We start from the raw sequence: 18,942 nt of genomic DNA on the forward strand, positions 1-18,942 counted from the left end.
CATGTTGAACAACATGATCGCTTTTTCCATCCGGCACAAATGGTTGGTGCTGGCGGCCGCGTTTCTGGTGGCCTGCGTGGGGGCGGCTTCTCTGCGTTCCCTTCCCATCGACGCTTTTCCCGACGTGACCAGCGTGCAGGTGGAAATCGTCTCTACGGCGGCGGGCAAGTCCCCCCTCGAAGTGGAAAAACTGGTGACCTATCCGGTGGAGAACGTGTTGCGCGGCCTGCCGGGCCTCACGCAATTGCGTTCGGCGTCTAAATACGGGATTTCGGTGGTGACTGTCGTCTTTAAGGACGGCACGGACCTGTACTTCGCCCGGCAACAGGTGTCCGAGCGGTTGACGGAGGCGCGCGAGAAGCTGGGGGAGGGCATTGAAATCGCCATGGGTCCGCCCGCCACGGCCATGGGTGAAATCTACCAATACACCCTCGACACGGGACGGGAGACGGAGACGCCCGCCCAATTGACCGAGATGCGCACCCTGCAGGATTGGGTGGTGTCGCCGATCCTGAAAAGCGTGGCGGGCGTGGGCGACATCAATTCGTTCGGCGGTTTCATCAAGGAATATCAAGTGGTGGCTCTGCCGGACTTGATGACGCAGTACAACGTGAGCCTGAAGGAGCTTTACGACGCCATCGGCCGCAACAACTCCAACGTGGGAGGCGGGTTGCTGGAATCGTCGGGGGAACAGCTCCTCATACGCGGGTTGGGGCTGATTAAAAGCGCGGCGGAGCTGGGCGACATCGTGGTGGCGGATCGCGGCGGATCGCCCGTGCTGGTGAAAGACGTCGCCCGCGTGCGGGAAGGCCATGCCGTGCGCCAGGGGGCGTCGTTCATCGACGGAAAGAAAGAGGCCGTGGGCGGCGTGGTCATGATGCTCAAGGGCGAGAACAGCCGGAAAGTGGTGGGCCGGGTTTCGGAAAAAGTGGCCGAGATCAACGCGTCCGGGGTGTTGCCCGCCGGAATGAAGATGAAAGCGTTCTACACGCGGGACACCGTGATCAACAGCAGCGTGGCCACCATCGTCAAGGCGCTGGCGGAGGGCTCCGCCATCGTGGTGGTGGTTCTCTATCTGTTCCTGCTGAGTTTCCGGGGATCGTTCGTCACCATCATGGCGCTGCCTCTGGCGTCGCTTTTGACCTTCCTGGCCATGCGGCGATTCGGGATTTCCGGCAACCTCATGTCCTTGGGCGGCCTGGCCATATCCATCGGCATGATCATCGATTCGACCATCATCCAGGTGGAGAACGTCTTGCACCACCTGGGCTCCCGCCGGGAGGCCGAGCACAGGGACAAGGCCGTGGCCGATGCCATCATCGAGGTGAGGAAACCGAGCATCTTCGGCGAGTTGATCATCGCGCTGACGTTCATTCCCATCCTCGCGCTGGAGGGCATCGAGGGAAAAATGTTCGGGCCGCTGGCGTTGACGGTGATGCTGGCCCTCTTCGCTTCTCTGCTTTTGTCATTGACCGTCATTCCGGCTTTGTGCGCGACGGCGTTGCGCCCCGCGCCGGACAAGGAAAGTCCGCTCTTGACCTTGGCCGGGCGTTTGTATCGCCCGACCTTGGCGTGGAGCATGGCGCACCCGAGGAAGGTGCTTTTGGCGGGAGGGCTTCTGCTGGCCGGGTGCCTGGCGCTGGTGCCGCGATTGGGGACGGAGTTCGTGCCGGTGATGGACGAAGGGTCTTTCGATATGGACACCGGCATTTTGCCCGGAGCCTCCTTGGAAACATCCGCCGGAGCGGCGAAGAAGATTGAACGGATACTCATGGAATTCCCGGAGCTCGAGACGGTGGTTTCCAAAACGGGCTGGACCGGACGGGCCATCGAGGCGCGCGGGGTGGAGAAGACGGGGTTCCTGGGCGTGCTCAAGCCGCGCAAGGAATGGAAGACGGCGAAAACACGGGAGGAGCTTTTCGAGAAGATGCGGGAAGCCTTGGCCGTCATCCCCGGCGTGGTGATCGGTTTCAGCCAGCCGATCCAATGCCGCATCGACGAACTGGTGGCCGGGACGCGGTCGCAGTTGGCCGTGAGGCTCTTCGGCGACGACCTGGACGTGCTCACCCAAAAAGCCGCCGCCATCGCCGCCGTCCTTGGCGGAGTGCGGGGCGCGACGGACGTGGCGTTGGAACGGCAGGGCGGGCAGTCCTACGTGAACATCGAGATGAACCGGGGCATGATCTCACGCTACGGGCTGAACGTGTCCGACATCAACGACGTCATCGAAACCGCGCTGGGCGGTAAATCCGCCGGAGTGGTGTATGAGGGAGACCGGGCCTTCGACATCACCGTGAGGCTGCCGGAGACCGAAAGGAACTCCCTCACGGCGTTGGGCGAGATCGTGATCGCCTCGCCATCGGGCGCGCGGGTGCCGCTTTCCGTTTTGGCGAGCATCAAGCGCGTGGAGGGGCCGGTGCAGATCGGGCGGGAATCCGGCAAAAGGCGCATCCTGGTGGAGGCCAACGTGAGCGGCCGGGACCTGGGGGGATTCGTGGCCGAGGCGCAGGAAAAAATCCGGAAGGCCGTGCCTCTGCCGGAAGGCTATTACCTGACGTGGGGCGGGCAATTCGAGAATCAGCAGAGGGCCATGAAGACGCTGGCCGTCATCGTTCCGGCGACCATCCTGCTGATTTTTCTTCTGTTGGCCATGACGTTCAACTCCCTGCGGCAAGCCGTGTTGGTCCTTTTGAACTTGCCGCTGGCGATGGCCGGAGGCATCGCGGCGCTGTTCATCTCCGGGCTGTACCTGTCGGTTCCGGCGGCGGTGGGGTTCATCGCGTTGTTCGGGGTGGCCGTTCTTAACGGCGTGGTGCTGGTGACGTACATCAATCAATTGCGCGCCAAAGGCATGCCCATGGAGGAGGCAATCCCCGAAGGGTGCAAACGACGGATGCGTCCCGTGCTCATGACCGCGCTCATCACCGTGGCGAGCCTGACGCCGATGCTCTTCGCCGTCGGCCCCGGTTCCGAAGTTCAAAGGCCGTTGGCCGTGGTGGTGATCGGCGGATTATTGACGTCCACCGCGCTGACGCTGATCATCCTGCCGGTGTTGTACGCCTATTTCTCCCGAGGGGAGAGACCGGCGTGATCGGTCTTGGGCGCGGCGGTTTAAAATTGATCCATAGGAGGCTTATCATGAAACGCAACGGAATAATCATCGGCGCGGCCGTTCTATTTTTATCGGCCTGCGCGGGTTTTCAGAAACGGGCGGCCGGGACGCCGGTGTCGGATATCCTGTTGGAGCCGGTAAGCGCGGACCGCATCGCCCTGGCCGACGTGAAGGTGTTGCGGGATGAAAAAGGGGTCTACGTAGAAGGGTGGGCCGTCGACAGCAACTTCGGACGGCGACGCCATCCGGGCCACATCGACATGAGCCTGTTCGGCCCGGACGGGGAAGTCGTGACGACGGGGACGTTCGAGGTCAAAGCCTGGATGAGCACCCTGGTCGGGCGGCGGTTCCGTTTCGAGTCGCGCTTGCCGGAGGACCTGAAACCGGGGTCCAAAGTGCGCGTCCGCTTCCACGATACCGCGAAGGTCTTGCGTTCATCCCCTCACGAATTCTAGATTGTTCCTCATGTGGCATCGATTTATTGTCGGAAAGGGATGGTCATGCCTGACAATTGGAAGGGCAGGATAGATCGGAAATTCCGTTGGATGAGTTTGTTTTATGACGCGTTCGACCTTGTTTTCATAACCGCGCCATCCCGGAACCCCCGCCGCATTCTGGCCGAGGCGGTTCCGCCGGACGCACGCCGCATTTTGGACGTGTGCGCGGGAACCGGGCGGGGCGCGCTGGCGGTGGCGGCGCACCGTCCGGGGGCGCAAGTCATCGGGATCGACCTGTCCGTCCCCATGTTGGCCGTGGCGGAGCGCAAGGTTCCTCCGAAGGACCGAGGGCGCGTGACGTTCCGCGCGATGGACGCCGCCCGACTGGAATTCGAGGACGGGTCATTCGACGCCGCCATGATCTCGCTGGCTCTGCACGAACTGCCGCCGGACCTTCGCGCCCGCGTCCTGGATGAGATGGTCCGCGTCGTGAAACCCGGCGGGCGGATTTACGTGGCGGACTACGACTGGCCGTCCGCCGCCGTAGGGAGGCTCCTCCTCCGGCTTTTCTTCCTGGTGTTCGAGCCGCCGCACGTTTTGGAATTCATGCGGACGGATTGGCCTGTTGAGTTTGATCGACGGGGATGCGTGCTCCAGGAGGAGAAGAAGGCCCTCTACACCCGTATTCTCGTTGGAAATAAACAAAGGGAAGCGCAGGAAAAATGATCCTCCCCCCCCATGGATAAAACCCGTTTGGTCAAAAAGGCCTTCATTTACCAGTACGTCCTCGTCGGATGGAACGTTTTGGAGGCCTGCATCGCCTTCGTTTCCGGGAAGGCGCTCTGGTTGAAAGAGGCTCCCCGTGAGAGCCTGGTGGGGATATCTCTCTCGGGACAATGCCGGGCCGGAGCCCCAGAGGGGCAAGGCGGCGGAGCCCCCCCGAGAATCCGAACGAAGTGAGGAGGCGAGATGCCTAAAGATTCCGTGTTGACGACGACGGGTTACAACAAGCTCGTCGATGATTTGAACAAGATCATCAACGAGGGGCGGGCGCGGGTGAAGTCCGCCGCGAACATGGAACTTGTGCGGACCTATTGGGCCGTCGGCCGCCGGATTGAAGATGAAGGCCTGACGGAGACCGCCGGTTACGGCGACGCCGTCATGGAAAAATTGGCGGTCGCTCTGAAAACGGACCGCTCCACTCTGGTCCGGTGCATCCAGTTCTATAACGACTATCCGAAAAGCGCGCCGGAATACTCCATCCCTTGGACATCGTGGCGGCTCCTCTTGACCGTCGGGAACGAGAAGGAGCGGGGCTACTACATCGAGAAGGTGGAGAAAGAACATTGGAGCTACGAAAAACTTGTGGAGGCTGTCCGGGACGATAGCGCCGTCACCCCGTCGGGGAAGGGCGGAAAGAAGTTGACGCGCCCGACGGGCGGACCCTTTACCTATGTCGCCACCATTCTGCGGGTTGTGGACGGGGACACTCTGCTTGTGATGGCCGACCTTGGGTTTGAGGTCTGGAAGGAACAGCGGCTCCGGCTGGCCTGTTTGGACGCCCCGGCGTTGGGCGAGGACGGCGGGCCGGAGGCCCAAGAGTATGTCCTGAGCCAACTGGCGAAGGCCAAGAGGGTGGTCATTCGGACGGGGAAGGTGGACGCTCACGGGCGGTACGTGGCGCATGTGTTCTATACCTTGGACCCGGAGATGGAGCGGGAGAAAGTTTTTACCGACGGGAACTGGCTGAACCAGGAGCTTATCAACCGGGGGTTGGCGAGAGCGGTTTCGGGTTTCTGATTTTCGGGCGAGAGCCCGGAGAAAATCAGGGGTGGACGCCGGTGAGGAGAGGGTTTCCCCACCGGCGTCTTGTTTTTTGGCCGTCGCGCGGGGTTGGCGCGGGCGGCGAGGCCGGCGCGCTGAAGGCGCGAGGGTGAGCCGGACGGGCGAGCTCCGCGAGGCCGGGGTGGGTTTCCCCGGCGAGAGGTTCGGCCGGGACTCGGGCGGGGTGAAGCCACGAGACGCGGCGCTCCGGCGCAGGGTTTCCGCGCCTGGATGCGCCCAAGGCCGACAGGCCGGGCGCGTCGAGGGCGGGACGCGCGAATTTTGCGCGCGGCCTCTGGCCGGGATTGTCGTGGGGTGGGCGCGGGGGAGGGGGGTTGCCCCCCGGTGGGCTGCGCCCCCGCCCCGTGCGCGGCGGTTTTTGCCGCGCACCTGGCCGGGCCGTTGGTGACGGAGCGGAGACGGACGAAAGCGGATGAGACGAACCCAAACCCACCGACGGAACTACGGAGCAAAGCCCGGGGGGAGGGGGCGCGTTTAGACCACCGCATATAGCTCCGAGCTTGCGATGGGAACCACTTCTGATTTTGTTGTGAAGCGAACCCCTCCCTCCAGACGAAATACCCCCCCAGGGTATTCCACGCCCCCCCCCGGCTGAGTTTGGCACATGGCTCCGGCGGGTTGGGCCGCACCTTTTGGGAGCCGTGAAGAGAAACCCACCTGGAAGACAGGGGCAAAAACACCGGACAAATAGTGCCTGACAGGCACAACTAAACGCCCCCTGGCGGGGCGTTTTTCAGCCCCGACACCGATGGCCGGGCCGGGGGGCCGCAACCTTTTCGATTTTAGGTTTGCGCGCGCCCCCCCAAAAGGCCACCGGCCAACGACCCGGCCCCCCGGCCCGGACAGCGGGCCCGCCAACGGCGGGCGGGGGCGTGACCTGCACCGGGCGACGGCGGGTCAAGTCCGGGAGGGCGACACTCTGCGGGGGGTGGTTTGGTTTGGCCGAAGACCGGAGCGGAAACGAAACAGTCGCCCCGAGGAGGTGCGCCGCGCAAGTTTTTCGTGCGGCGCGCCGGGCGTCCGTCCGCCAGCACAGCGGGCCGAGGTGCGGCGGCGGCGTTCTCTGCCGCCGACGCGGCGAGGGAAGCGGGGCACCGGCCGACGCCGCCCGTTTTTCGTGGCGGCGGCCGGTGCGGTTTTTCTCCGAAGGCCGGAGCGGGTGCCGTCACTCCGCCGGACCGGACGTTTAACCGTCAGCGACGACCGAGCGGCCTGGACCGGCGCACGCTCTCGTGCCGGGCCGGGCCGCGCCCCCGTCTCTCCCCGGACGACACAGGGCGGGGGTTTCTGTCCGAGCGCCCGGGCGATGATCCCCTTCCCCCGCCAGCGACACAGCGCCGGGGTTTTCCGGCGGAGCGCCACGGTCGCCCCGCCTTTTCCCCGGCCATGTTCAAGCGCCCGGGTTTTCTTTCCGGGCGCGGGACTCGCTTCTTCCGGGGGGTGGCTTCTTCTGGTTTTCGCGGCGGGCGGCGTCCATCCGTCGGGAAAACGACACCGGGCGGGATCATCCCCACGCGGCCGGATCACGATCCCCGGTCCCCGATTCACGAAACAGGGCGGGGGTTTTCTCCCGGCGGCGGTGGCTTCCGGTTTTCCAGGGGACGACAGCCGGGGCCGTTATCCCTCCGGCCGGGACAAAGACGAAGCCCGGCGGCGGTGTCCATCCATCCGGCGGGACGACGAGGACGGGCGGCGGGATCATGTCGGCGTGTGGCTGTGGATTCCTTCCCGCCGTGACATGGCGGCGGGTGCTGTCCCCGCCAACGATGACGCCGCCACTCAGGGACGACGACGCGGCGGGATGTCGGATGGACAACGGGACGCGGCGGCGTTGTCCATCCTCTCGTCACACTTCGCCAGTGACGACGATGCGGCGATGTGACCGACGGGAACGCGAGGCGCGGAACGCCGTCCCTTCTCGTCATGGTGATCAGCGAAGACGACGCGGCGCGGTGTGTCCCGCGCTGGAAGGCGGCGGGTATAACCGTCACAAATTCATTATTGAAAGGTGAAGGATGAATTCCCGACGGAAAATTCGGCCCCTCACCCGGCCTTCGGCCACCCTCTCCCAAGGGGCGAGGGAAACGTCCGCCCTCTCCGGCCCCGTCCGGGGCACCCTCTCCCGCACGCGGGCGAGGGGAACGGCAACCCAAGGGGCGCTATATGGTCGTGAGTTCATCATCAACCGACAATTTAGAAGGGCGGAGGTAGTATTGCCCGGTTTGACGATAGGTTCCCCAGTAGCTATGTGTTATATTTGGGAAGAGAAGTCGGGCCTTATTTCGCGGGATTTCAAATATCTCGCCATTTGTCCCGGGGCCTTGTGGCCCGCACGACGCCCCGGGCCCCGTTGGTGAATCCAAGGGCCTTTCCCGGGGGCGGTGGGCGCACGGTCCAGAACGCTCTCAACCTCACGGCCAGAAACGAAACCATGACCCGACGGCGACGCCGTTGGGTTTCGTTTTTTTGGGGGGGGAGGGACCTCAGCGCGTTTTTAGGGTGACCTGGGCGTAAACGGAACGGGGAACCTGGCCGGCGGCGTCGAAGATGATGGTGCCGTATTCGGGGTGGCGGGGATCAAGCAGGTTCCGTCCGGCCACAAGGAATTCGACGGTGGGGGCGGGCCGCCAACTCAAAGCCAGATCGACCCGCCAATAGGCGTCGATGCGGAAGGCCCGATCGGCGTGTTTTAAATCGATGGTCGAATAATAAAGCGCGGTGTTCGTCATACCCAGCGTGGGTGTCATGTCCCAATAAGATTGCAGGCGCCCCATGTGTTTGGGGTAGGAGGCTTCGAACCGGTCGGCGGTGCGAAGATGCTCCTGGTAAAAGGAGTAGGCTGACGACAACGTCCACACCCGGCTCGGGTTCCATCGCCCGCTCGCCTCGCCGCCGTAAACGCAACCGGGGTCGCTGTTGGTCCAGGGCAGGGGTTTTTCCAGGGGGGCGAAGGTCAAGGGCGCGGTGCGGTCGATGTTGATCAGCCGTTCGTAGCGATTGTAAAAGCCCACGATGTCCAGCCCGGTCCGTGGCGTGGGGCCGACGTTCCCCCGCTTTTCAGGCCATTGGCAATTGGTATTTCTCGGGTGCTGAATCCGTCTTGTGCTTCTCTGCAAACTCGCTGGGCGTGAGCCCATTCAGCGAGCCATGCGGCCGTTTCTCATTGTAATCTTTTCTCCACGCCTCGATGACCGTCTGCGCCTCGACCATTGTCAAGAACTGGTTATCGTTAAGGCACTCCTCCGTAACCGCCCGTTGAAACTTTCGATGAAGGCATTCTCGTTCGGCTTGCCCGGACGGATGAAGTCCAACCGCACGCCCTTTCGTAAGCCCAACCGTCCAGCGCGTTGCCCGTAAATTCGGGGCCGTTGTCGCAGCGAATCCCGCCGACCTTCCGGGATTCCATCAACCCTTCCAGCGTTTGCGCCACCCGGCGGCCATTGATCCCAAAGTCAACCTCGATGGCCAGGCACTCCCGGGTAAAATCGTCCACCACCGTCAGCATCTTCACCCGTCTTCCGTTTCTCAGCATGTCCCATACGAAGTCCATCGACCACGCCTGATTTGGCCCGGTCGGTTTCGCCAAAGGCACACGAACCACCGCCGCTTGCTTCTTGCGCCTTTTCAACCTCAAAGAGAGCCGTTCTTCGACGTAAATCCGATGCACCCGCTTATGGTTGACCTTCCAACCCTGCCGATCCAGCATGAGCCATATCCGCGGCGCTCCGAACCGCCGCCTCTGCGCCGCCAGTTCCCGTATCCGCGCGCGAAGCGCCACGTTTTCAGCCGATTCAGGCTCGGCACATATTGCCACGTCGCTCGGCACAATCGCGTCAACCGGCACGCTCGTCTTCCCGTCAGGCCCAAGACTTCCACCGCGTGTTTCGCCGCCGCACGCCTTGCCTTGGGCCTTACCAGTTTTTTGAGAGCAGCTCCTTTGCCGCGTCCAGGTCCATCGTCAATTCCCCGATTTTCCGCTTGAGCTTCAGATTCTCATCCTCAAGGGATCGGAGTTTCCTCACGTCCGGGACCGTCATCCCGGTGAATTTCGTCCGCCACGCGTAGAACGTATTGCGGTTGACCCCGTACTGCCGGCAAATATCGTCTGTCTTCGCGCCCGCCGCCGCTTCCTTCAGAATCGCTACGATCTGCTCTTCGGTGTATCGCTTCCGAGCCATTTTTGGGCCTCCATTTGGTCTATACTAGCACCTAGGAATCCCAATTGCGTTTGGCCTGGTTTACCGGGGGAACGTCGGGGCGGCCCCGGTAGCCCACTTCATAGGCCATAAGAGTTTCCGCCTTCAATTCCGAGTCCCCCCGGATCACCCCGAAGACCGTGGCGGGGAACGTGGCGACGAGCAGATAGCGGAAGGCGCCGGTGTCTTCCACCTGGGAGGGTGTCCGCACCGCCCGGGACACAGCGCCCCAAACGGTGTGGTCGTCGTTCAATGACAGGGCGGTGTTCAAGCGGGGTTGGATTTCGGTGCCGGTGAAATCATTCCATTCCAGTTTTGACCCCGCGGTGACGGACCAGCGTCGGGGCACAATTTTTATTTCATCCTGCAGAAAAGCGCTGTAGGTGCGGTGCGTGTGGGAAGGTTGATCGGCGGTGCCCACCGTTGAGCCGAGGGAATGGTCCTGCCACCAACGGAACCCCGCGCCCCACACCACCCCGTGCCGGTCCCCGTCGTAGGTGTGTTGGGTTTGGGCGTCCAGGGTGTCGTAGGTGGGTTGGATGTAGGACTGCGTGCGTTCGGCCCGGTCGTAATACACCCGAAGACCCAGCCGATTCCGGGCGCCGATTCTTCGCTGGGCGTCGACCAAGGCGTGCCCGCCCCGGGACACAAAATCATCCTGCCACAGGGTGACCCCTCCCGGCGCCAATTCGGCCACACGGTAGGTGTTCCGGGCGGGGTGGTTGTAGATTTCGGCTTGGGCCATCACGGACCCGTCCTCGGAGGATCTGTCGAAACGCATTCCACCGCGGTAGGCGCGGCGCGCGTCGTTGCGGTCTTCCCCGTCGTTGTCCACGGTGTTGTTGAACGCGGCCCCCTGGCCGTACACGCGCAGGGCACCGCCGGCCGCTTTGCCCCCCCAACGCAACGCCCCGTGGGATTGCTCGAAAGTGCCGCCCCCCGCCTGTAAAAATCCGCCTTGGGTTTGATGGGCGGATTTCGTGACGATGTTGATCACCCCGTTCACGGCGTTGGCGCCCCAAATGGTGCCGCCCGGTCCCCGGATCACTTCGATCCGCTCGATGTCATCGATGAGCGTGTCCTGGAGGTCCCAATAGGTCCCCGCGAAAAACGGGCTGTAGAGGCTTCGGCCATCGCGCAGCACGAGCATCTTGTTGTTGTAGCGGTCGGCGAAACCACGGGCGCTCACCGCCCAACCGCCCCCGTCGATTTGGGCCACGTAGAGGCCGGGGACCAACCGCAACAGGTCCGGCACGGACCGGGCCCCCGATTGGCGGATTTCCTCGGCGGTCAAAACGTGGATGGCGGCGGCGGCCCGGCCGAGGGATTCTTCTTTGTTGGAAACGGAAGTCACGGTGATGTCCGTTTTGAGCAACTGTTCCAAATCGAGGGAAAACACGTCCACTTCCGCGGCCGCGGGGAAAGCGGCACTGAAAAGGAGGGCCGACAAAGTTCGGGACCGTCGTAGCAAGGTGGGGATGGACGTCATTCAAAGCCTCCCGGGGGGTGGTCGTTTTCGTGCTTTTCATTTATAGGTGATAAACGCCACGGGCGCAAGGGTGGGGGGCCAATTGCCCATTGACAAAAGACCGTCGCGGGCGTATGGTGGAGACGGCCGGGACGTCGGCCCGCATCGTCGAATCACAACATGAAAACACTGACGGTTTCCAAACGGCTCCACATCATCTCCGTCACCGGGGTGGTTTTTTCCATTGCGCTCAGCGCGTTCAGCTTGATCGCCGTGTCCTTGGCCCACCAAGGCACGCGGGACCTCGCGCGGATGAACAAAGCCCTCCAGAAGATCATCGACGCCGGCACGGCCCGCGAAGCGGTGAGGGAAAACCTCCTGACGCTGTTGTCCGGCGATCTGACGGAGGACGAGCCGGTCCGACGGGAAAACATCAAAAACACGCTCGAGGAAACACTTCGCCACGTAACCGTGGCCGCCCAGGTTCCCTACGCGCGGCCGGAAACCCGGGATGGGTTCGCCCGGCTCACGCCCGCGTTGGAGGATTTCGCCGGTAAAACCCGCGAAACAATGGCGCTCGCCGCCACGCACCTTTCCAAAGCGCGCGCCAATTACGACGTCTTCCTTGACAGCCATCAGCGTCTGCAATCTCTGATGCGACCTTTGGCGCCCTTGATCGAAGCCGAATTGGTGGACGTGGAGAGAGGGGTTTTCGCCCGCGGCCGGGGATTGCGGGCGCTGACTTACACTTTTTGTTTCGTCTCGCTCGTGGGTTTGCTCGCCCTGTCGGCCTGGGCGGGTCGCCGCGTCACGCGGGACTTGACCCGCGCGATGCGTGTGGTCCAGCAATTGTCCACGGTCGTCCTGCCCCAAAAGCTCGAAGTGGCCCGCCACAACGCCAAGGAAACCATGAGCCACTCCAACGGCGTTTCCGCCGCGGCGGAGCAGGCCAGCCGGAGCAATCAATTGGTGGCGGCCGGGGTCCAGGAACTGGCCACCAGCGTCGAGGACGTGGCCCACAACGCCCACGAGGCGGCCCGCGTGGCGACCGAGGCGGTCCGCATCGCCGAGGCCACGACCCGGACGGTCACCCGCCTGGGGGAGTCCAGCGGGGACATCGGTCAAATCATTCAAGTGATCGACCGGATCGCCGAGCAAACCAATTTGCTGGCCTTGAACGCGACCATCGAGGCCGCCCGGGCCGGCGAGGCGGGCAAGGGGTTCGGGGTGGTGGCCGGGGAAGTCAAGGACTTGGCCAAAGAAACGGCCAAGGCCACCGAAGAAATTCGCCACAAGGTCGAGACGATTCAAGGGGACACGACCAGCGCGGTCAAGGCCATCGAGGCCATCGGCGACATCATCAAGAAAATCAACACCTACCAGGGCAACATCGCCGGGGCCATGGAGGAACAATCCGCGATCACCAAGGAGATCGGCGTCAGCGCGGCCGAAACGGCGCGGTCCAGCTCCCAAATCGCCCAAAGCATCACGGGGGTCGCCCAAATGGCGCGGAACACTTTCGCGCAAACCGAAGACACCCAAGTGACGCAAAAGGAAATCCAAGATCACATCGACCAGTTGCAGAGGTTCATCGGATGAGGGAAAACGGAGGGGGGGCCGTCGGCACTGAAAAACCCACCGCGTTCCGTCCTCTGGGGCGGAGGGCGGCGTTGGGGTTGTTGCTTTTGTCGGCCTGGGGCGCCTTCGCGGCGCCGGCCCGGGTTCCCTCCAAACTGCAGTTGGCCCTCTTGACGAAAATTTTCGCCCAGGACGATTCCCTCCAGTCCCGCAACCGAATTCGTGTCCAAATCGTGTTCGACCCGGCCGGGGCCGACTCGGCGTGGTTAAAAACCGAAGTGTCCGAATTGGCGCGTGGGGCGGCGGCTCTGGCGGTCGGCGGGCGCGGTGTGGAAACGGAAGTGGTGAGGGTGGACGAAATCAAAGACAAACCGATCCCGGACATTTACTTTCTTTGCGCCCTCAACGACGCATCGGCGCAGGCCGTTTTTGAAACGGCGCGGACCCGGAAAATCCGTTGCTTCGGCAGCGAGCCCGGGGACGCCCGCCGGGGGGCGTCCGTCTCCATCGGGGTCGCCGACGGGAAACCGCGGATTCGCATCAACAGGGGCGCGGCCGCGGCCCAAGGGGCCAAATTTTCCGAAGCCGTCCTTAATCTCGCCGACGTGTTTTAAGGGCGCGCCTGTTCAAGGGGCCTTCCCCAGGCTTTCCTTTAAGGCCGGGGGTGGCAAACCGGACCGGCGTTTCGCAAATCCCGCAATCGCCTCCAGAGATTTTTGAAGCAACGCCGCGACGTCGGAAGGAACGCGGCCCGTTTCCATCCAACGGCGCGCCAGGGGTTCGGCGGCCGCGGCCAACCGCCCCCACTCCGAATGCCCGAGGAGTCCCGCGGTCCCGGCGAGCGTGTGGAAAGCCCGGGCCACCGTCGCGATCTCCCCCGGGGAGGGAGGCGCCGATCGACCCGGCGCGAGGGCCTGTTGGGCCACCGCCGTGTTGGTCGCCGTTTCCGCAAAAAAAAGCTCGATCAATTCCGGATCAGAGGCCACGGGATTCGCCCGGGGCCGACGTCGCCCAGGTCTGGAGTCGGTTGGCCATTCGGTCCAAGGGAACCACTTCGTTCGCCCAACCGGCCCGCACCACCGCTCCGGGCATCCCCCAGATAAGGGAACTTGACGGATCCTGAGCCAAAATCGCGCCGCCGGCCCCCCGCAAGGCTTCGCAACCGAGGGCGCCGTCCTGGCCCATGCCGGTGAGGATCACCCCGAGGGCGCGACCGCCCCAGGTTTTGGCCGCGGAACGGAAAAGAACGTCGACCGACGGACGGCAAAAGTTTTCGGGCGGATCCTCGGTCAGGTGCAGGAACCAGCGCGCCTCCCCCCCGGCCACAGCGAGGTGCCGATCGCCCGGGGCGATCCACGCTTCGCCGGGGCGGGGCACAACCCCCTCGCGCGCCTCCCGCACGCGCAGGGGGCATTCGGCGGACAACCGTTCGGCCAAGAGGCCGGTGAAAACCGGCGGCATGTGTTGAACGATGAGAAGGGGGAGGGGAAAGTCCGCGCGCAACCCGCGCAACAAGACGGAGAGGGCGTTGGGCCCCCCGGTGGACGCGCCGATCAAAACGGCCCGGGGGGGGCCGCCCTTCCGTTCCCCGGGGGGGCGCGCCGGCGGGGGGAGGCGCTCGCCGCTGGGGGGAGGTCCGGCCAGAGCGTGAATTTTGGCGCGCAACGCCTCCCCGAAAGCGCGCTGTTCCTCCTCCCGATCGAGATCGGCCGGCTTGAGGACAAAATCCGCGGCCCCCCGGCACAGCGCGGCCAGGGTCGTGCGAGAATCCGCGTCGGTGAGACGGCTGACCATGATCACCGCCGGACGGGGATCAAACGCCAGGAGGGCGTCCAAAACCTCGATTCCGCCCATCACGGGCATGTCGACGTCCAGCGTCAAAACGTCGGGGCGCGTGTCCCGCGCCATTTCAATGGCCTGGCGGCCGTCCCGGGCTTCCCCCACGATTTCGACGCGGGGGTCCGCCACCAACAGGGCGTAAAGAAATCGACGGAATACCGCGGAGTCGTCGGCCAGAAGGACCCGCCGTTTTTTCACGCGGGGTCCACCATCACGCGCGCCTCGATCCAGCCCGTGGGCATCGCCACGCGGGTGACCGCCAGGGGGGCCGCCCCCTCCGTTGGCGGGGCGTTGTGGGCGCGCGGGCTTTCGACACGGAACAGAGCGCGGGCGGTGAAAAGATTGGGCAGAACGTGGCAACAAAGGATGTTGGCCAATTCGCCGGCCACGTCGTTGCCGTCGACGGCCTCCACGGGGCCGCCGACCCACCGGGCGATCAGGTCGCCGTGGGCGCCCCCGTAAAAATCCAATCGGAAATGGCCGGTCTTGTCCCCGTGGAATCCAACGATCACCCCGCGTTCCCACGGGATGTCCGCGGTCGCGGGGGACGCGCCCGTCGGAAACAAATCGAAAAGGCGCCCCAGGCATTCGCGGGCGGCGGCGTTGAGGCTGTCGTCAGCGGCGGTCACGGCGGGGGTCCAGGGCCCGTTGCACCTGGGTGTGGAAATCCTCATCGGTCCAGGGTTTGTGGATGAAGCCGGCCCGTTGGTCCAGCAGGCTTTCCAGGCGCGCCGCGCTGGATTCGCTCGACACGATCACGATGGGCAGATCGCGGTGGGAGGGCTCCGCCCGAACCCGGGTCAGGAGGGCTTCTCCGTTCAGCCGCGGCATGTGGATGTCGAGAATGGCCAAATCGAAGGGCGCCGCCTGGATTTTGGACCAGGCGTCCTCCCCGTTTTCGGCCTCCACGCAATCCTCGATGGAGAAACCGTTTTCTTTGAGGCTTTTGAGAATGAGTTTTCGCATCACACGGCTGTCGTCGGCAATCAGGACGCGCATGGGGCGGTTGTCCTCCCTTCCGTTGTGGGATCGATGGATTGAAAACAACAGGCGCCCTTGGTTTCCACCGGTCGAAACCGCGGGTCGTCAAAAAGCGCCGCCTCGGGGTTTCCGAGGAACAGGTAGCCGCCCGGGCGAAGAACCCGGTGGACGTTGTTCAAGATGTTTTTTTTCAACGCCGGTTCGAAATAAATCAGCACGTTGCGAAGGAACACGACGTCCATGGGGGAAAGGGGCGGCCATTCCCCGGCGAGATTGAGTTTGCGGAAATCGATCGCCTTTCGAATGTCCTCGGCGATCAGCGCCTCATCCTCGTGAATGGTAAAAAAGCGGTTTTTGATGTCGTCCGGGAGTCCCCGACCGATTTCAAAAAGGGAGTAGGCGCCGCCGCGGGCCCGGGCGAGGGCTTCCTCCGAGACGTCCGTGGCCAAAAGCCGGAAGCGCGTTTCTTCGGACAATGTCGCGCGGAGGAGGAAGGCCAGCGTGTAGGCCTCCTGGCCGGTCGAACAGGCGGCCGACCACACCCCCAGGGGGGTTCCCGTCCGGCTCGCCCGCTCGACAAGGCCGGGCAAGAGGGAACGGAACAATTCGAAAACGGGCTCGTCGCGGAAAAAGCGGGTCTCGTGGATCAGCAGCGCTTCGACGGCCTGCCGATGCAGGCCGATGGTGGGGCGCGCCTTCAAATGTTGAAGAAAAAGGCTGGCCGATGAAAACCCCGCCTGCTCCGCGAGCGAGCGCAGGCGCAACTCCACCAGGTACGCCTTCCCGGGGTCCATGAGAATGCCCGTCTCCGTGTGGAACAAGGCGCGCATGTACTCGAATTCGCTTTCGTTCACTTTCCCGATCCCTCCGCCATCGAACGTTCCGCTTCGAGCACGGCGTCCAAATCCAAGGCCAACATCAGGCGATCCGGCAGTTTGTAAGCCCCCTGGATCAAGCTCCGCGCCGGCCCGCGCAGGGTTTCGGGAAGGGGTTCGAAGCTCCCTTCCTCCACCCCGACCACGTCCCCCACGCGGTCGATGCTCAACCCCACGGATTCGTCGCCGTCGTCCAGCAAAAGCAAGGCGCCGGGTTCGGCGGAGGGCTTCGGGGCAAGGCCCAGGCGGGACCGGATGTCGAGGACCGTGACGATGGCGCCCCGCAGGTTCAGCAGGCCGGCCACGGTGGGCGGGGTCCCCGGAACAGGGGCGACCACGGCTTTTTTCAAGACTTCCCGAACCGATTCAAGGGGAACCGAGAAAAAGAAGTCGCCGATATAAAACCCGCAGCGGTGTTTCAAGACGGCCCTCCGGAGGACGGGAGCGGTTCGAACAAAACGTCCAAATCCAGGATCTCGGTGATGCGCCCCCGCGCGATGATCGTGCCGGCGACGCCGTGGCGGCTTCCCGGACGACGGTCCCCCGGGGCGGTGTCCACCATTTCGAGAATGCGGTGCACCACGAGGCCCCGGCGGTTTCGCGCGTCGCGGCAGACCACCACCGGCAACGCCTCCATCGGTTCCGAAGCGGGGGTGGATCGCGGGCGAACCCGGCGCTCTTTCAAAAGGTTGGAAAGGCGGTGGAGGGGCAACAATTCGCCCCGGTATTGGATCATCTCCCGGCCGCCCACGCGTTCGATGGCCGCCGTCGAAATTTCTTCCACGCGGTCGACCCGATCCAGGGGGATCGCCGCGCGGCTGTCGTCCACGCCGGCGACGAGGAGCAGGACCTCCCGTTTTTCGGCCGGGGGCGCGGGCGCGGCGGCCGGGGCCAGGCGGTGGGTGCGTTCCAAGGCCGAGATGACGTGGGCGGACTCCGCGAGCCCCATCACATCCAGGATCGGGACGACCCGTCCGTCCCCCAGAATGGAGGCGCCCTCGTAAAAAGGGAGGCCCTTGAAATGCCGGCCAAGGGGCTTTTCCACGATTTCTTCGGTGTCCTTGGCCCGGTGCACCACCAGCCCGAAGGGGCGGGCCCCGGCCCGCAACACCACCAGGGTTTGGGCGGTCGAGGCGGAACGGGGGGGCGGTTCGCGGCGGAGGGCTTGACGCAGAAACACCAAGGGCAACAAGCGTCCGCGCAAGCGAAAGACAGCGGCGTCCTCCATCCATTCGACATGAGCGGCGCGTTCCCCGCCGAGCCGGACCAATTCGATCACGTGGGTTTGGGGGATGGCGAAATCGGTTTGGCCGTCGCTCACAATCAAGGTCGGAACAATGGACAAGGTCAAGGGAATCCGAATTTGAAACGTTGTTCCCCGCCCGGGGGCGGAAAGGATTTCGATGGCCCCGCCGACTTTTTCGATGTTGTCTTTGACCACGTCCAATCCGATGCCGCGGCCGGACACCTCCGTGACTTTTTCGGCGGTGGAGAAACCCGAACGAAAAACGAGAGCCACGGCGTCCCGGTCCTCCAGGCGGCCGGCTTCCTCGGCCGAATGAAGGCCTTTTTGGATGGCGCGTTCCCGCAGGCGAGCCGGATCGATGCCCGCGCCGTCGTCGGTGATTTCCAGAAGAACCCAACCGCTCTCGTGCTCCGCCCGAAGGGACACGGTGCCCTCCGCCGGTTTCCCCAACCGGGCGCGGAGGTCGGGGGGTTCGATCCCGTGGTCGAGCGCGTTGCGAACCAAGTGGGTCAACGGATCCCGGATCGCCTCCAAAATGGATTTGTCCAATTCCGTATCGGCCCCTTCCATCACGACCCGCGCCTTCTTGCCCAAATGGGCGCACAAATCCCGAACGAGACGCGGGACCTTGTTCCAGGCTTGCCCGATCGGTTGCAGGCGCATTTGCATCACCTGGTGCTGAATTTCGGTGGTGATCCCGTTGAGCTGTTGGGACCGGAGGGCGATTTCGGGGTCGCCCCGGCCGGTCGACCATTGCAAAACACGGTTGCGGGTGAGAACCAATTCCCCGACCTCCGCCATCAACCGATCCAGCACGGTGACGTTCACGCGCAGCGTGTTTTCGGCGATGCCGGACGTCGGCCCCGGATCGGTCGGGGGGGCGGGGGTGTTTAAAAAAACAGGGTCGTCTTCGCCCGGTTCCTCGGCGCCGGCTTTCTCGATCCCGGCCAAACGCTGACGGAGCGTTCCCACGACGCGGAGCAGCCAGTTCACGTTGTCGGTCGATAAAACGGCTTGCCCGTCCCGAAGGCGGCTCAGCAAATCCTCCGCCGCGTGGGAAAGTTTTTCCACGCGTCGAAAATCGAACATCCGACTCGTGCCTTTGATGGTGTGGAAGGCCCGGAACACATCGGCCAGCGTCTCGGGGGAACGCGGGTCTTTTTCCAGAAGCAGCAACAGCGCTTCGATGCGGTCGAGGTTTTCGTGCCCTTCGAGGACAAATTCCTTGATGTATTCGGCGTCGTTGGTCACGGGGCTCCGTGGCGCGCGTCGGTCGCGGCCTCCCTAAGAATAAGGCGAAACCCCGCTTTGTCAAGGACGGGACGCGCCGCAAAATGAATGGGTGTTTACAAAATGTTTACAAAC

17 protein-coding genes and 1 pseudogene are annotated in these 18,942 nt (G+C 63.9%); 8 read left to right on the forward strand and 10 right to left on the reverse strand.

Going from position 1 to position 18,942, the window contains the following annotated elements; all coding sequences use genetic code 11:
- Position 1: 1 nt before the first annotated feature.
- The 6 genes from IPI56_03100 to IPI56_03125 all read left to right on the forward strand — a co-directional run bounded on the left by IPI56_03100 (position 2) and on the right by IPI56_03125 (position 7,276).
- Entirely contained in the window at positions 2-3,091 is a 3,090-nt protein-coding gene (locus tag IPI56_03100; protein MBK7544729.1) for an efflux RND transporter permease subunit, read from the forward strand.
- A 47-nt stretch (positions 3,092-3,138) separates the two neighbouring features.
- Complete coding sequence (locus IPI56_03105; GenBank protein MBK7544730.1) at positions 3,139-3,567, forward strand: hypothetical protein; 429 nt, start codon at positions 3,139-3,141, stop codon at positions 3,565-3,567.
- 45 nt (positions 3,568-3,612) lie between these two features.
- A complete protein-coding gene (locus tag IPI56_03110; protein ID MBK7544731.1) occupies positions 3,613-4,275 on the forward strand; it encodes a class I SAM-dependent methyltransferase in 663 nt (220 codons plus the stop codon).
- 12 nt (positions 4,276-4,287) lie between these two features.
- Complete coding sequence (locus tag IPI56_03115) at positions 4,288-4,509, forward strand: hypothetical protein (GenBank protein ID MBK7544732.1); 222 nt, start codon at positions 4,288-4,290, stop codon at positions 4,507-4,509.
- Between the two features lie 9 nt (positions 4,510-4,518).
- The gene (locus IPI56_03120; protein MBK7544733.1) at positions 4,519-5,349 is read left to right on the forward strand and encodes a thermonuclease family protein; all 831 of its coding nucleotides are present in this window, start codon (positions 4,519-4,521) and stop codon (positions 5,347-5,349) included.
- Positions 5,350-6,973: 1,624 nt separating this feature from the next.
- Positions 6,974-7,276, forward strand: coding sequence for a hypothetical protein (locus IPI56_03125; protein ID MBK7544734.1), 303 nt, complete (start codon positions 6,974-6,976; stop codon positions 7,274-7,276).
- Between the two features lie 601 nt (positions 7,277-7,877).
- Here the strand turns inward: IPI56_03125 and IPI56_03130 are convergent.
- The 3 genes and pseudogenes from IPI56_03130 to IPI56_03140 form a co-directional block, all read right to left on the reverse strand.
- The gene (locus IPI56_03130; protein ID MBK7544735.1) at positions 7,878-8,405 is read right to left on the reverse strand and encodes a TonB-dependent receptor; all 528 of its coding nucleotides are present in this window, start codon (positions 8,403-8,405) and stop codon (positions 7,878-7,880) included.
- 46 nt (positions 8,406-8,451) lie between these two features.
- Positions 8,452-9,572 (reverse strand): annotated as a pseudogene (locus IPI56_03135) (IS3 family transposase).
- 31 nt (positions 9,573-9,603) lie between these two features.
- On the reverse strand, positions 9,604-11,079 hold the full coding sequence (locus IPI56_03140) for a TonB-dependent receptor plug domain-containing protein (GenBank protein MBK7544736.1): 1,476 nt from the start codon (positions 11,077-11,079) through the stop codon (positions 9,604-9,606).
- Positions 11,080-11,238: 159 nt separating this feature from the next.
- On the opposite strand from IPI56_03140, the gene IPI56_03145 reads away from it, so the two are divergent.
- The gene (locus IPI56_03145; protein ID MBK7544737.1) at positions 11,239-12,657 is read left to right on the forward strand and encodes a hypothetical protein; all 1,419 of its coding nucleotides are present in this window, start codon (positions 11,239-11,241) and stop codon (positions 12,655-12,657) included.
- On the forward strand, positions 12,654-13,250 hold the full coding sequence (locus IPI56_03150; protein MBK7544738.1) for a YfiR family protein: 597 nt from the start codon (positions 12,654-12,656) through the stop codon (positions 13,248-13,250). The genes IPI56_03145 and IPI56_03150 overlap by 4 nt, the downstream gene beginning before the upstream one ends.
- A 12-nt stretch (positions 13,251-13,262) precedes the next feature.
- Here IPI56_03150 and IPI56_03155 read toward each other — a convergent pair whose 3' ends face one another.
- Genes IPI56_03155 through IPI56_03185 form a run of 7 tightly spaced genes read right to left on the reverse strand, consistent with a single transcriptional unit; the run spans position 13,263 to position 18,828 of the window.
- A complete protein-coding gene (locus tag IPI56_03155) occupies positions 13,263-13,622 on the reverse strand; it encodes an Hpt domain-containing protein (GenBank protein MBK7544739.1) in 360 nt (119 codons plus the stop codon).
- Positions 13,612-14,673 carry a chemotaxis response regulator protein-glutamate methylesterase gene (locus IPI56_03160; GenBank protein ID MBK7544740.1) on the reverse strand — a complete coding sequence of 354 codons (1,062 nt, stop codon included), beginning with the start codon at positions 14,671-14,673 and terminating at the stop codon, positions 13,612-13,614. The genes IPI56_03155 and IPI56_03160 overlap by 11 nt, the downstream gene beginning before the upstream one ends.
- Positions 14,670-15,104: a hypothetical protein gene (locus IPI56_03165; protein ID MBK7544741.1), complete on the reverse strand. Its 435-nt coding sequence runs from the start codon at positions 15,102-15,104 to the stop codon at positions 14,670-14,672. Before IPI56_03165 ends, IPI56_03160 begins: the two co-directional genes overlap by 4 nt.
- On the reverse strand, positions 15,091-15,474 hold the full coding sequence (locus tag IPI56_03170) for a response regulator (protein ID MBK7544742.1): 384 nt from the start codon (positions 15,472-15,474) through the stop codon (positions 15,091-15,093). The genes IPI56_03165 and IPI56_03170 overlap by 14 nt, the downstream gene beginning before the upstream one ends.
- The gene (locus tag IPI56_03175) at positions 15,462-16,310 is read right to left on the reverse strand and encodes a protein-glutamate O-methyltransferase CheR (GenBank protein ID MBK7544743.1); all 849 of its coding nucleotides are present in this window, start codon (positions 16,308-16,310) and stop codon (positions 15,462-15,464) included. The genes IPI56_03170 and IPI56_03175 overlap by 13 nt, the downstream gene beginning before the upstream one ends.
- On the reverse strand, positions 16,307-16,753 hold the full coding sequence (locus IPI56_03180) for a chemotaxis protein CheW (protein ID MBK7544744.1): 447 nt from the start codon (positions 16,751-16,753) through the stop codon (positions 16,307-16,309). The genes IPI56_03175 and IPI56_03180 overlap by 4 nt, the downstream gene beginning before the upstream one ends.
- On the reverse strand, positions 16,750-18,828 hold the full coding sequence (locus IPI56_03185; GenBank protein ID MBK7544745.1) for a chemotaxis protein CheA: 2,079 nt from the start codon (positions 18,826-18,828) through the stop codon (positions 16,750-16,752). The genes IPI56_03180 and IPI56_03185 overlap by 4 nt, the downstream gene beginning before the upstream one ends.
- Positions 18,829-18,942: the final 114 nt, after the last annotated feature.

This window comes from Elusimicrobiota bacterium (genome assembly GCA_016706425.1).
In the GTDB taxonomy this organism is placed as follows: Bacteria; Elusimicrobiota; Elusimicrobia; order FEN-1173; family FEN-1173; genus JADJJR01.